This is a genomic window from Corynebacterium hylobatis, assembly GCF_003955685.1.
GTDB lineage: Bacteria > Actinomycetota > Actinomycetes > Mycobacteriales > Mycobacteriaceae > Corynebacterium > Corynebacterium hylobatis.
In genome coordinates this window covers 28926-41164 of the sequence record NZ_RXHJ01000001.1, presented here as the reverse complement: position 1 = coordinate 41164, position 12239 = coordinate 28926, and the positions used below count along the sequence as shown (strand labels likewise).

Annotated in this window: 9 protein-coding genes; 2 read left to right on the top strand and 7 right to left on the bottom strand. The window is 58.4% G+C overall.

All coding sequences use genetic code 11. The features are described 5' to 3' along the window. Together EAH68_RS00170 and EAH68_RS00165 are read left to right on the top strand one after the other, a co-directional pair. Positions 1 to 1539 (top strand): ATP-binding protein, encoded by a 1539-nt coding sequence (locus EAH68_RS00170; protein WP_126119305.1) that lies wholly within the window; start codon positions 1 to 3, stop codon positions 1537 to 1539. A gap of 40 nt (positions 1540 to 1579) precedes the next feature. Beyond that, entirely contained in the window at positions 1580 to 4750 is a 3171-nt protein-coding gene (locus EAH68_RS00165) for a Z1 domain-containing protein (RefSeq protein WP_126119304.1), read from the top strand. 63 nt (positions 4751 to 4813) lie between these two features. Here the strand turns inward: EAH68_RS00165 and EAH68_RS00160 are convergent, their stop codons facing one another. The 7 genes from EAH68_RS00160 to EAH68_RS00130 all read right to left on the bottom strand — a co-directional run bounded on the left by EAH68_RS00160 (position 4814) and on the right by EAH68_RS00130 (position 12032). Next, positions 4814 to 6658: a GmrSD restriction endonuclease domain-containing protein gene (locus EAH68_RS00160; RefSeq protein WP_126119303.1), complete on the bottom strand. Its 1845-nt coding sequence runs from the start codon at positions 6656 to 6658 to the stop codon at positions 4814 to 4816. A gap of 148 nt (positions 6659 to 6806) precedes the next feature. Then, positions 6807 to 7388: a hypothetical protein gene (locus EAH68_RS00155; protein WP_126119302.1), complete on the bottom strand. Its 582-nt coding sequence runs from the start codon at positions 7386 to 7388 to the stop codon at positions 6807 to 6809. 97 nt (positions 7389 to 7485) lie between these two features. Then, a complete protein-coding gene (locus EAH68_RS00150) occupies positions 7486 to 8112 on the bottom strand; it encodes a hypothetical protein (protein ID WP_126119301.1) in 627 nt (208 codons plus the stop codon). A gap of 6 nt (positions 8113 to 8118) precedes the next feature. After that, positions 8119 to 8991 (bottom strand): TIGR02391 family protein, encoded by an 873-nt coding sequence (locus EAH68_RS00145; protein ID WP_126119300.1) that lies wholly within the window; start codon positions 8989 to 8991, stop codon positions 8119 to 8121. Positions 8992 to 9190: 199 nt separating this feature from the next. Beyond that, positions 9191 to 9445 carry a hypothetical protein gene (locus EAH68_RS00140; RefSeq protein WP_126119299.1) on the bottom strand — a complete coding sequence of 85 codons (255 nt, stop codon included), beginning with the start codon at positions 9443 to 9445 and terminating at the stop codon, positions 9191 to 9193. A 1-nt stretch (position 9446) separates the two neighbouring features. Next, complete coding sequence (locus EAH68_RS00135; protein WP_126119298.1) at positions 9447 to 9665, bottom strand: hypothetical protein; 219 nt, start codon at positions 9663 to 9665, stop codon at positions 9447 to 9449. Positions 9666 to 9866: 201 nt separating this feature from the next. After that, entirely contained in the window at positions 9867 to 12032 is a 2166-nt protein-coding gene (locus tag EAH68_RS00130) for a HelD family protein (RefSeq protein ID WP_126119297.1), read from the bottom strand. Positions 12033 to 12239 lie beyond the last annotated feature (207 nt).

The window sequence follows — 12239 nt, the reverse complement described above, 5'->3', positions numbered from 1 at the left end:
ATGACACATTTTGACGAGAGTCCACTGATCAGTCCGGAAATTGAAGCGACAATTTCGCTTCCGCCCACTGAGGCAATCAACCATGCGCTGGGAAGTAACCATTCGCTGGAGACCGGGCTTGATGAGCTCGTTGACAATGCCATCGATGCCCAGGCCACCCGCATCATGATCGTTCTGCACATGCAGAACCTCCGGCTTGTGCAGATTGGTGTCCACGATGACGGCATCGGCATGACTCCGGAAAAGATGGAACGCGTGCTTCGAGTGGGTGGGCATGAACGCCATTCGGAAAGAAACATCGGACGCTACGGCATGGGTCTGAAAGAAGGCTCCTTTGCTAACGCGGAGCACACCACCATCGTGTCAAGAACTAAGGGTTCAGCTCCGCACGGTTATGAACTCTCCAAGGATTCCTTCGATGTGGGACGCCTGTATGAGCGATCGGCCTACCACGTCTGGAATCTGAGATCGGGACTTGACGATGCTCGTCACGGCACCTCGATCATCTGGAAAGACCTCATCTCCGCCTACAAGGGGCAGAATGACGATGAGGCCCGGGTTTTTGCCACTCGTACGCTGGAGCGGATCCGGTTGCACATGGCGATTCGTTACCATCGCTTCCTCGAATGTGGAGCCGTCAAGCTGCTGTTCTATGCGCAGTGGGATGATCGACTGCTGGAGCCCACGACGAAACCTCGTCCGATCAATCCGTTGGGGTACCGACGTTCCGGGCATCCTGACTACCCACGGCGGTTGACACTGGACGGTGCCGAGGATGGCCCCGAGATTACAGCTCATCTGTGGAGAAACTACTCCAAGGCTCCTGAGTTTCACCTGGAGCAGAAGGACGAACTCGGCCATCAGGGCTTCTATTTCTACGATCATGACCGTCTGATCACTCAGGGTGGATGGAGCGGGTATCAAGCAGAGAAGAAGCAGCTGAAGCTCCTGCGTATTGAGGTCTCAGATCCGCGGATACTCGACGAGCACGTTACCGTCAGCCCGCAGAAAAGCTCGGTCCGCTTGAGGGAGGGGTTCCACCGCTTCCTGGGGCGTTTCCGGGATCCTGACAACCCGGGGATCTCCCTTGAGGATGTCTTTGCCGATGCAGCAGAGGTTGTCCGCGCCTCCAACCAGAAGAACAGCAATGCTGATCCACTGGTTGAAGCTGGTCGTGGGATGGCACCCTCAATCAGGGACGTCATCGAGGATGAGGCAACCTTGGCCTCCCATGAACCGATGAACATCGTCTGGGAGAGAATACCGGAGGGTGATTTCCTCCGCATTGATCGTGCGCGAAACACTCTGGTGCTCAACCAGAACGATCGTGAGTTGTTCAACGACGGCCGTGGGCGCCTCAATGATGCTCCCGTGTTGAAGTCTTTGCTGTATCTACTCTTCAACAAGGCCATTGGCTCGGGTCGGTACACGAGCAAGATCCAGGCGAATGTCGAGCTGTGGACCGCTATTATCAACGCCAGCGTTGAAGAAATGCGGCAGCAAGAAACCTCTGGGAAATCAGACCACCTTTTCGATTAATCAACCCTAATATTGTATTTATAGAAGGGATTCAATCCACATGACAAATCGATTTGAAGAGCTACACGAGGCACTTCTCGATGAGTTGCGCCTTGAACGGATTCGTCTTCTCAAACCACTGCTCTGGCGACTAGAGAACAACCAGGACGTGGTAGCTGATGTCGGGGAGTTGCGCGAGTTCGTCACAGCGGGCTCAGAGGCTGAAGTGCAACCGTTGATCGCATTCATAGACAAGGCCTGCAGCCTTGAAGGTGACAATATTAAGCCGGTGACTGATACCTCAGCGTCTTCTGCCGAGCGAATGACTTGGGTTTTGGAACAGCTGGGCCTGACAGAGCTTCGTTCCGAGATCCTCAACCGTATGCCCGAACCCGACCCAATGGTCATCGTTGATGAGGAATTTCAGGACTGGTACACCCCTGAGGTTGAGAATCGTAACGCCAATTTCTGGAACGATTACGTCCGGGTGTTGAACAAGAAGGGGTGGGGAGCGGAGTCGATCAAGACCGTCAATGACCAGGCACGAGAGGTCCTCCGCCGAATTGAGGACCCTACCGCTGAACACTATGTCTCCTCGCGCGGTCTGGTCGTGGGTTATGTGCAGAGTGGTAAGACAGCGAACTTTACTGCCGTCGCTGCCAAAGCCATCGATGCCGGCTATAGATTGGTTATCATCCTTGCGGGCACACTGGACAACCTCCGGAACCAGACTCAACGTCGCCTGGACAAGGAGCTTTTCGGCCGAGAAGCGGTGCTTGATGGACGAGATGAAAACAAGCTCAGTGACCGGGAGCTCAAGGCCGAAACCTACTTCAATGATGACATTGAGTGGGAATATGACTGGGAAACCGAGGGACAAGGCTTCGTTGTCCATGGCGAGCGTATGGGTACCCCGGGCTTTCCACGTATTCGTCGTCTGACAACCTCGGTAAATGATTATCTCGGTTCGGGTGGAGGAGCCAACCCCATCATCATTGATGATCCCCGTACTGGTGCGGTGCATGATCCCGAGAACCTGGCAAACATGCCGTGTTTGGTGGCAGTGGTGAAGAAGAATGCTTCTGTCCTGGATAAGCTGAATAATGATCTCGAGCGTGCTCGCCGTAGCGGCAAAGTAATTGCTGATCTGCCCACTCTAATTATTGATGATGAGTCTGACCAGGCCTCAATCAACACGAAGGACAACCGCAGCAAGAAGTCGGGTGAGGAACTCGAACGGACAGCTGTCAACGAACAAATCACCAGGCTGTTGTCGATTTGCCCTCGCTCGCAGTACATCGGATACACCGCGACGCCTTTCGCGAATGTCTTTGTGGACCCGGCAGATCCTCAAGACTTGTATCCACGGCACTATGTGCTGATGCTGAATGAACCCCCAGAGTATAAGGGGGCAAAATGGTTCCACGACAAGATGGACTTTGCGGATAACCCAGAAGACGCCACAATTGATAACTCAAACAGCAAGGCGCTCATCCGGGAACTGGTAGAAGAAAACCAGATCAGCGAAGAATTCTACGATTCGCTTCGACGAGATGAGCTTCAAGAAGCCCTCGATATGTTCGTCCTCACCGGCGGCATCAAGAAGTACCGGGAGGAACAACACGAGGGGCTTAGCTTCAAGCATCACACGATGCTCGTCCATGAAGCTGTACACACCACCAGTCATACCAATGCACGTAAGACACTCAGCGAAATCTGGTCTCAGCGCATGTACGGCTTGGGCGGAGCGTGGGATGAATTGCAGGAGCTCTATCAATCGGATGTGCTGCCGGGCATGAGGCTGGATCGATACAACAACGGGTACTCTGTCCCAGCGTCCTTCGATGATCTCAAACCCTTCATCCTCGAGGCAGTCGAAGAAATCACCAACGATGTGCAACGGGACGACGCTCCGATTCTGCAGGTTGACACAGAGGGGAAGGACTCCCCGAACTTTGAAATGGGCAGAGTCTGGAAGGTTCTGGTGGGAGGGGCCAAGTTGTCCCGTGGCTACACCGTCGAAGGCTTGACGGTCAGCTACTTCCGTCGACGAGCTGGCGGCGCAGATACACTCATGCAAACTGGCCGGTGGTTCGGGTTCCGCAAGGGATACCAGGACTTGGTTCGTCTGTATTGCCCGCCGAGCCTCGCGGAAGCCTTCGAAGCCGCGATGAATGACGAAGAGAGTTTCCGCGACAATATCAAGGTTTATTCTGACCTCAACGACAGTGGTCAGCCGAAGCTGACTCCGATGAATCTAGCGCCACTTGTCCACCAGTCGTTGCCGGATCTCAAACCGACAAGCCGGAACAAGATGTTCAACGCCTATCTGGGGGCAACGGCATCGGCGCCCCGGGTGGTGGAGCTGAATAGCATTCCTGATCGGAATCAACGCGGGAAACTGAAAGCGAACTTTGTCAATGTGGCAATTCCACTGTTGAGATCTCTCACTCGCACTCCGTCTGATTTCGCCTATTTCAGACTCGAAGGCGCCCGGTCGGGCGCCCCGAAGCCTTCTGCTGGTTTTCAGAAGCTTCATGCAGGAGCCATTAACTCTCTGAGTTTTATCGAATTACTTGAAAAGATGAACTGGTACGAGGGTGCTGCATATAAGGAAAATAACGTCACCCCGCGTATCCAGTATCTACGGGATTTGATTGGTACTGGCAGGCATGCATCTCCGGAAAACTCAGATTTTGCTGAAGTAGCTGTTCTGCTGCCGACTCCAAAATCTAAGGCGACGCGCACAATCACCGTTCCTGGTATCGACTGGCCAGTTCCGCTCGTTACTCGTAATCGACGAGATGGCCGCCACGACATCACGGGTACCGACCGTAAGCATGCTTATGCCCTAGAGAACATTGCGGCTGGCAACCCATCCACCGTGATCAAGCCGGAAGACTGGAAGGAGTTCGGTGATCAGTTGGGAGGAAAGTTCTCGAACCTCGAACTGCCCGAACCTTTTGACCTCGATCCTATGGTTGCGCAAGCGAGGGGAGCAGTCTTGCTGACGCTCTTTGATGACCGAGATCCGGAGAAAACACCGGGATTGAGGGCTCCGGGGGAGTGGACTCCTCCCAACTTTGAAAATGGAGAAGTTGGCGTTGCACTGGCGTTCAACTCGCCACACCGTCCGATCAACGAAGGGCAGGAAATCTATCAGTGGCGGGTCCACGTTCCTGCTAAGGAATACGCCATCAGCATTGATGCTGCAGAGGTGGAGGACAGCTGAGGGTGTGCCCCGACTGGATAGGGCAGGAGGACTTAATCCAACTGTCCTAGCCGGGATCTTCTTCTACTCCTCACCTTCCGGGATCTCATCGAATGCACCTTCTTCAAAGTGTGACGAATCCTCAGCTGCAATGCCCTGACTGACATCGCGCTGAACGTTCTTGTCCAGGACAGACTCAATAAGCAGGCAGAGCTGTTCTCGGCGGTTGGTGAAGAAGCTCCAGAAGTCATCAGCGCGCAGACACCTCGGGTCGATTAGGTGGGCCTCGAGCAGCTCGTTGAGCTCCCCACCGGAGATCCCGGCCTGGTGTTCGATTTTCGCCAGGTACTGCGAGGGTGCGACGCCACCGATCACCCGGTTCGTTCGGGCGCTGAGCATCGTCTTATTGACGATGCTCTCGCGGTGCTCATCATCGATGCCGTTGTCATTGCACCATTTCTGCGGGAATATATGGTGGATATCGACGGCCATATCCTTGTGTTGGACTGCTCCGAAGGCTTTATTCTCCATCCAATCCCGTGATTCCCGTGCCATGATCAGCGCCGCCACTCCCTTGTATGCGGCGGAGTTTCTTGTCCGCATGGAATGCAGACGGGACTCCACGAAGTTGGCGTCAGCCACGGTGCGTGGGGTGGGGTAGGACGTGTCCACGGTCCAAGCAGGGACTCCCTCAATATCACGCACGAAGCGGGTCTCGGTCGCTGAACCGTAGAGCTCACCGAGCACACCGGACCAGAACCAGGTGGAGAGGTTCGCACTGACCGAGTGCAGGTCGGCCTTCTGCCCCAGCACCACCCGGATGGCCGCGAGTGGCACCAGCTGCTTGGGATAGGGGACATCACGGCGGTTGAACACATGCCGGTCCGCCAGAAAACCGGACACCCAGATGAAGGCCTCACGCAGGGGATCGCGCCATTCGAGGTACTCGCTGAGATCGAGTTTCAGCACATCCTCACGCTTGGCGGAGATCGCCGGCGGACGGGAAGACGTGCTGGCCAGGTGGCGCTTACGAGTGGCCAGCATCGTCACCGCCTGGAGGAAGTCCGTGTTCTCCACACCACCCAACACCGGGTAGTCCGACCATAGACGCTTGGTCTCCTGCCAGTCATCGTTGAGCCGGAAGTCGGAGCCAGTCTCATCGAAGTACGCAGCATCACCGGCAAAGACTGCGGTGAGCAACTCGAAGACGTTGAGGGGCAACCCACCGATGTTGACCTTCTCGAAGACGGTAGCCACGGCTGCCTTGTCAGTGTCTGCATCGAGCTCGATGGCGGGGATGTTGTACTTGCCTACCTGGGCGACGAATTTCTCCTGGAACGCGAAAGCGAGATCCTTGTCTTCGCAGCCGAAGAGCCACTGCATGGACCCGGTGGCGTCGAAAAGCAGATTGAGCGGGAAGAAGCCCTCCTCCCGTTGCTTGTCCGGGGTACTCAGATCGAGGACGATGTCACGGTCGAAGTTCTTCCGGATCACGCCATCCGCGGGTACGGAAATGACTGCCTCATCCATCCGGTTGACGTCTTCCAGGGCAGCAGCCATGTTGACGAAGTAGCGCCGTTCCAGCAGCTTGCCGCGTGCATCCTTGGTATGCACGATGCCGTCGCCAGTCAAGGCCTGGGTGAGGGAGGTCAGACGCTGCTGGCCGTCCAGAAGCAGCTTCTCCGGTTCGGTCCCGGGTGTCAGCTCCACGCCGCTGACCGGGCGGGGCTTGAAGCGGACCAGCGCATTATTGGTCTCCAAAAGCATGACCACGCCCATCGGGTGGCCACGCAGCACCGTGATGAGCAGCTGACGGATCCGTTCATCGTCCCACTTGTAGCCGCGCTGGAAATCCGGCAGTTGGATCTTCCCGGCACGGGTTTCCTCCAGATACTGCGACAACGTGTACATCGGGGTCTGGAAACCCATGGTTACTCCTCGGTGTCCGGCACTTATCAGCTCAGGACCTGGTCTCAGGTGGTTACAGGTCCAGGATATCTACCGGGGGCAACATAATGGCCGGAATCTGGGGGTGCTGTCGCCCACTTGTTTGAGAGCTGCCTCTCGCACCCGCTCTCTACATAACCCCCAGCCCTGCCAGGAACTCCTTCGCCTCTTCCGGGGTGACGGTGGTCTGCACCGTCCAGTGGGCGGCGAAGTCATCCTCGGGGTAGGCGAGCTTGACGTTGGCGACTGTGCCCGCGGGCCAGTGGTAGACCACCACGCGGGGCTTGCCGTTGCTGCCGTCGTTCCAGATCTCCTCCCAGCCGAAGGTCTGGGAGACGGGGTCTTCAGGATCGCCGGCCTCGATTGCCTCGATGTGTCGGACCACCTCGGCGTCAGTGGCGAAGTTGAGGGTCTGGGTGGTGGTGTTGATGTCCTCTTCGACGCGGGGGAAGTTCTCGTCATCCCAGATGCAGAACGTCTCCTCGACATCTGTCTGTAGTTCGGCGGTCAGTGCACCTCCGCCCACCAGTACCTCACAGAGGCTGAGATTGTCGGTGATCGTGGCAGGCAGTACCGCCTCGGCCTGGCTCTGCTCCGGGGACTCGGCGTCGTTCCCAGTTGTGGAGCAGCCGGTGAGGACCATCACCGATGCCACGGCACCGGTGAGCAGTATCCGCCAACGTGGTGGGGAGGCAAGGGTTTGTGTGGACATTAGGGCCTCCTTGGAGACGATGGTTTTCTGCCAGACTGGTAGGGACGTGCTTCCGGTAGCGGTGTTCTGGTGATCCAGTGGTCGGTAGGGAGTGGTGTTAGCGCTTCGTTTTCTCCCAGTAGCTCAAGAGCTCTCGGACACCGTTCCCTTCCCAATCCTGGGTCCACAGCCAATAGGCAACCTGTTCCTTGGTGGGTACCTGAGCCGTGGGGAGGCGCTTCAGCTCCCGGATATGGTTCTTGACATGCCTCGTGGATGTACTACTGCCATGAAGGGATCTCCCATAGCCCTGATATTCAGCGTCAATAGCTCCGAGTATTTCGCATGCCTCTGGGGAGATGTCTGCTGGCGGTTCACCCAGCTCCTTTAGCTCTTTCTCCATGGCAAACAGCTGGGGCTTCTTCGCATGGATGTATTCGTGAAACTCGCCGATGCTGCGGGTAACCAAGGCGGTCGGTTTGTCTAATGCATCAGAGAACTCGAGCGGATGGTTGATGAAGAGGAAGATGGCTGCGCGTGACTCTGTTTCGTCCTTTCGCATTTTCTCGATCTTCTTGTCTCGGACGGTCCTAGGAATATGGGCTTCGTTCAACCCACCCATCGAGAACGCCTTGATCACGTAGTCGTCGGTGCGTTCCTCTATCCACGCCAAGGCGAGTTTGAATACGTCCAGGTAGCTCCTATCGGGGGTAACCGAGAATATGGCTAGGTTCTGGTTCTTCATCACGGCTTACTCCTCATCTTCGTTCTTCGAATGAATCTCGCATGCGTCTAGCATCGTGGCGAGTGTGCTGTAGGAGATTAGGTAACCGAGCGCGATCGTTTGATCCACGTCCTCGGTGGAATGTGAGAACGTGTTTCGAGACAGCTTGTGGAGAGACAGCGCCAGATGGAACATCCCGTCACGGTTGTTGATGTTGGTGTCAGCGTTTCCCGAACATGGGTAAACGAGCTGCGGGAACTTTGACTCCTTTGGGCCACCACCAACGAGTTTCTCCCTGTAGATGCGGCTTGCCCAGAATGAATGCCCCGTCTCGGAGTAGAAGTTGAGACGTTGCTTCCAGTGATTTTCTAGTCCCTGGGCGACCTGCTTCAACGCATCCGCATAGCTGCCTCGGTTCCAACGTCCCTCCGCTAGTGACCACACCACCGGATGAAGATCGTTGACTGGCGGCCCCATGGACTCCACATGGAATTCGTGCTCGAAGATCCATGCATCAAGCGTGCTTTTCGCATCCAGGACTGTGGACTGAACGTGGTAAAACGTGAGGCGGTTGCCGTCTACGAACACATCTCGCCAGTTTTCCGCACAGTTGATGGGCCCGTCTTTCGAGGGAAGGTACGCTGCGGTTTTCTCCACCGCCAGCATTGCCATTCCCTTATGCTGGTCAACAGCGAGCGCCATCCTGCTCAGCTCTGGGCGAGGATCTGTGCTCGGGCACCATGGTCGCTTTCCAAACAGGACGCTTCCTTGTTGAAGGACCACGCCGAAGGCGGATACGTCGTTTTCGTAGAAGTCCGCAAGCTTCTCCAGAGCATCCAGGAACTTTTCGGTTTCGTCCCGCAGCTTGGTGAGCTTCTCGACGGTGGCTGCGGTGTTCATGATCTCCCATTCCCCGGTATCTATGACTCTGACAGCATACCCGACCACGCCCTATGTAAGTAGATCATGCGTTCGGTTCTGGCGGGGTGGTCAAGAGACCACACGCACCGTTGTTTATATGGCGCTTCTGCACATTCCGAGCGGAGAACTAAGAATCTCCTGTTTGCAAGAGCAACTTATGAAGTAGTGCAGATGACCTTTACAACACCCCCAACCCCACCAAAAACTTCCTGCCCTCCTCCGGAGTCACAGTCGAGGTCACCTGCCAGCGGGCGGCGAAGTTGTCTTCGGGGTAGAGGAGCTTGACGTTGCTGACCGCGCCGTCGGGCCAGTGGTACACCGCCACGCGGGGTCGGCCGGGACTGCCCTCGCTCCAGATCTCCTCCCAGCCGAAGGACTGGGACAGGGGATCCTCGGGGTCCGCGGCCTCGATTGCTTCGATGTGGCCGATCACCTCAATCGGCGGCGCTGAAGCTGAGGGTCTGGGAGGTGGGGTTGATGTTCTCATCCGTGTGGGGGAGGTTCTCGTCCCTCCAGATGCAGAAGGTCTCCGGGACCGGCTGCTGCACTTCAGCGGTGAAGGCCCCTTGGCCATCCATTTCCTGGCAGAGGCTGAGGTTGGCGGTGATGGTGGTGGGCAGGACCTTCAGGGCCGCGGGCTCGACGTTCCCCACGCCGCCGGGATCACTCGTTGTGGTTTCCGTCTGGGTGCTCCCAGTGTCATTGCCGGTCGTGGAGCATCCGGACAGGACCAGCACCGATGTCACAGCACACGTGATCAGTGTCCGTCAATGCGGTGTGAAGACCACAGTGTGGGCGGACAGGGGATCTCCTTGCGGTGATTGCTTATCCGCACAATTCTTAGCGCACTAACCTTAGAAAGGCAGCTGTCCCACCACCGTCAACGTCTGCGTCGCCCGGGTGACCGCCACATAGAGGTCCTGCCAACCCTGCGGGGACTGTTCCACAATCTCGGACGGCTCCACCACGACGACGTGGTCGAACTCCAGGCCCTTGATCCCGGTGACGTTGCCTGCGTCGATGACCTTGGTCAGGCCCTCCTCCGGGGTCTTCCATTCCGCATCCGATTCCAGGAAACACACGGGCACACCAGATTCGCGGATGGCCACCGCCAGGGTGGCGTCCGGGTCGATCTGTTCGAGCACTGCGTTGGCCACCTCCATGATCTCCACGGGGGTGCGGTAATTCACCGTCAGCTCGTGGTGGCGGAAGCGGCTGCCCACATATGGCTCCAGCGTCTGCGCCCACGTGTCCACACCGGCGGGGGAGCCGGTCTGGGCAGTGTCGCCGACAAGTGTCATCCAGCGGGCGGGGCTACGACGGAAGACCATGCGCCACTCCATGGGGGAGAGCTCCTGCGCCTCGTCGACGATGACGTGGCCGTAGGCCCACTGGTGGTCCTCACGGGCACGTTCTGCGGTGGAGCGGGAATCGCGGACGATCTGGCGCTGGGCCAGTTCCTTCGCGGAGATGACGTCGGTGGCGGCGAGGTGCTCACCCTCGAAGATGTCGCCGAGGTCATCATCATCCGTGGAGGCGGAGGATTCGAGGATGTCCAGCAGGTCCTGGGCGTCCTCGATGTCCTCTTCGGTGGTGCCGGCGGCCTCGTCGAGGTCGGGCAGGCCGATGAGGACGGCGAGCTCGTCGAGAAGCGCCGCATCGGACGCCGCCCAGTCGGAACCTTCGGGGCGCCACAGGGCATCGCGGGTTTCGTCGTCGTAGCCTTCGGCGGCGACGTCGATGGCATCGCGGTCTTCCAGCAGGTCACGCAGCACATCCTCGGGTGTGAGCTCGGGCCAGAACTGTTCGATGAGTCGCCCCACACCCGGTTCCTCCGCAAGGTCATCATGCAGCTGGTCGATGTCGGCGCGGGAGAGCAGGTTGGCCCCGCCGAGCGGGTCCTCACCGATCTTCTTGGCCAGCTGCTCGGCGAGCAATTCGATGAAGTGTTCCGCGAAGACGGCGCGGGCCTCGTTGTGCGGGCGACGCGACCGGCGCGCACGGGTGCGGGCGGCCTTGACCATGGCGGGGTTGACATTCAGGCGCAGCGAACCATGGGGGAGTTCGATGGGATCCTCGGGCAGCGTCTCGTAGGCGCGGACAGCCTCCTTGAGGATGGTGACCATCTCCTCCGAACCTTTGATCTCCCGGGCCAGCAGCGACTCCGGCGCGGCGCCGCGGACACCGGGGTAGAGGTCGCCGATGGTGGAGAGCACCACACCCGTCTCGCCGAGTTCCGGCAGGACGCGGGAGATGTAGTCCAGGAAGGTCGGGTTCGGGCCGACGATGAGCACACCGGACTTCGACAGCTGCTCACGTGCGGTGTAGAGCAAATAGGCCACCCGGTGCAGCGCCACGGCCGTCTTGCCGGTGCCGGGGCCCCCCTCAACAACCATGACGCCGCGGGTCTCATCGCGGATGATCAGGTCCTGCTCGCGCTGGATCGTCTCCACGATCGACTTCATGTGGCCGGTACGCGCGGCCTTCATCGCCGTGACGAGCGCGGACTCTCCACCCACGCCATCGCGGCCCTCGCCGGCGTGCTCGCCGGAGAGCCACTCGTCATCCACGCCGGTGACCTCGCGGCCCTTAGTGCGGATGTGGCGGCGCAGCGTCACGCCCTCCGGCTGTGCGGTGGTGGCCAGATAGAAGGGACGGGCCATAGGCACGCGCCAGTCCAGAAGCAGGGTGCGGTAGCCCTCTTCTCGAACGTCGAGCCCCATGCGGCCGATGTAGCGTCGGTCCAACCCCGGCTGACCGGGAACGGGGTTCTCAGGATCTTCCGACTCGATGTCGATGCGGCCGAAGACCAGACCCAGCTGGGCCAGGTTGAGCCGGTCCAGCTTGGAGTTCAGCCCGTGGTACTCCGTCTCACGCCTGATCAGTGCATCGGCGTCAGGGTTCGCGGGGTCCACCTCCAGCTGCACCTGGCGCAGCCTCTCATTGGCGGCTGAGACTTCCTCGTCGAGTCGTGCGAAGAGGTCGTCGACGTAGGCCTGTTCCTTCGCGATTTCACTCACCTGTGAATTACCTCCCTGAGACAAACGGATGATCCAGGATACCCGTGTCACCGGTGGAAGGGGAGTCTGCGGGTTGTTGCGTCAGAGTGGGAGGCGGCGATGTTCGAGGCTGTCCATGATCGTCTGCCCGTGTTTCGCCGAGGACACCCCGAGCCGGATGACGGTGCCGTCGGTGAGGTAGAAGGCCGGACAGGTCCTTGATTGGCC

What these genes read in the sequence shown, in the direction of transcription:
- EAH68_RS00145 (WP_126119300.1), bottom strand. Translation starts at nt 8,991, where the DNA reads ATGAACACCGCAGCCACCGTCGAGAAGCTCACCAAGCTGCGGGACGAA.
- EAH68_RS00165 (WP_126119304.1), top strand. Translation starts at nt 1,580, where the DNA reads ATGACAAATCGATTTGAAGAGCTACACGAGGCACTTCTCGATGAGTTG.
- EAH68_RS00170 (WP_126119305.1), top strand. Translation starts at nt 1, where the DNA reads ATGACACATTTTGACGAGAGTCCACTGATCAGTCCGGAAATTGAAGCG.
- EAH68_RS00155 (WP_126119302.1), bottom strand. Translation starts at nt 7,388, where the DNA reads ATGTCCACACAAACCCTTGCCTCCCCACCACGTTGGCGGATACTGCTC.
- EAH68_RS00160 (WP_126119303.1), bottom strand. Translation starts at nt 6,658, where the DNA reads ATGGGTTTCCAGACCCCGATGTACACGTTGTCGCAGTATCTGGAGGAA.
- EAH68_RS00150 (WP_126119301.1), bottom strand. Translation starts at nt 8,112, where the DNA reads ATGAAGAACCAGAACCTAGCCATATTCTCGGTTACCCCCGATAGGAGC.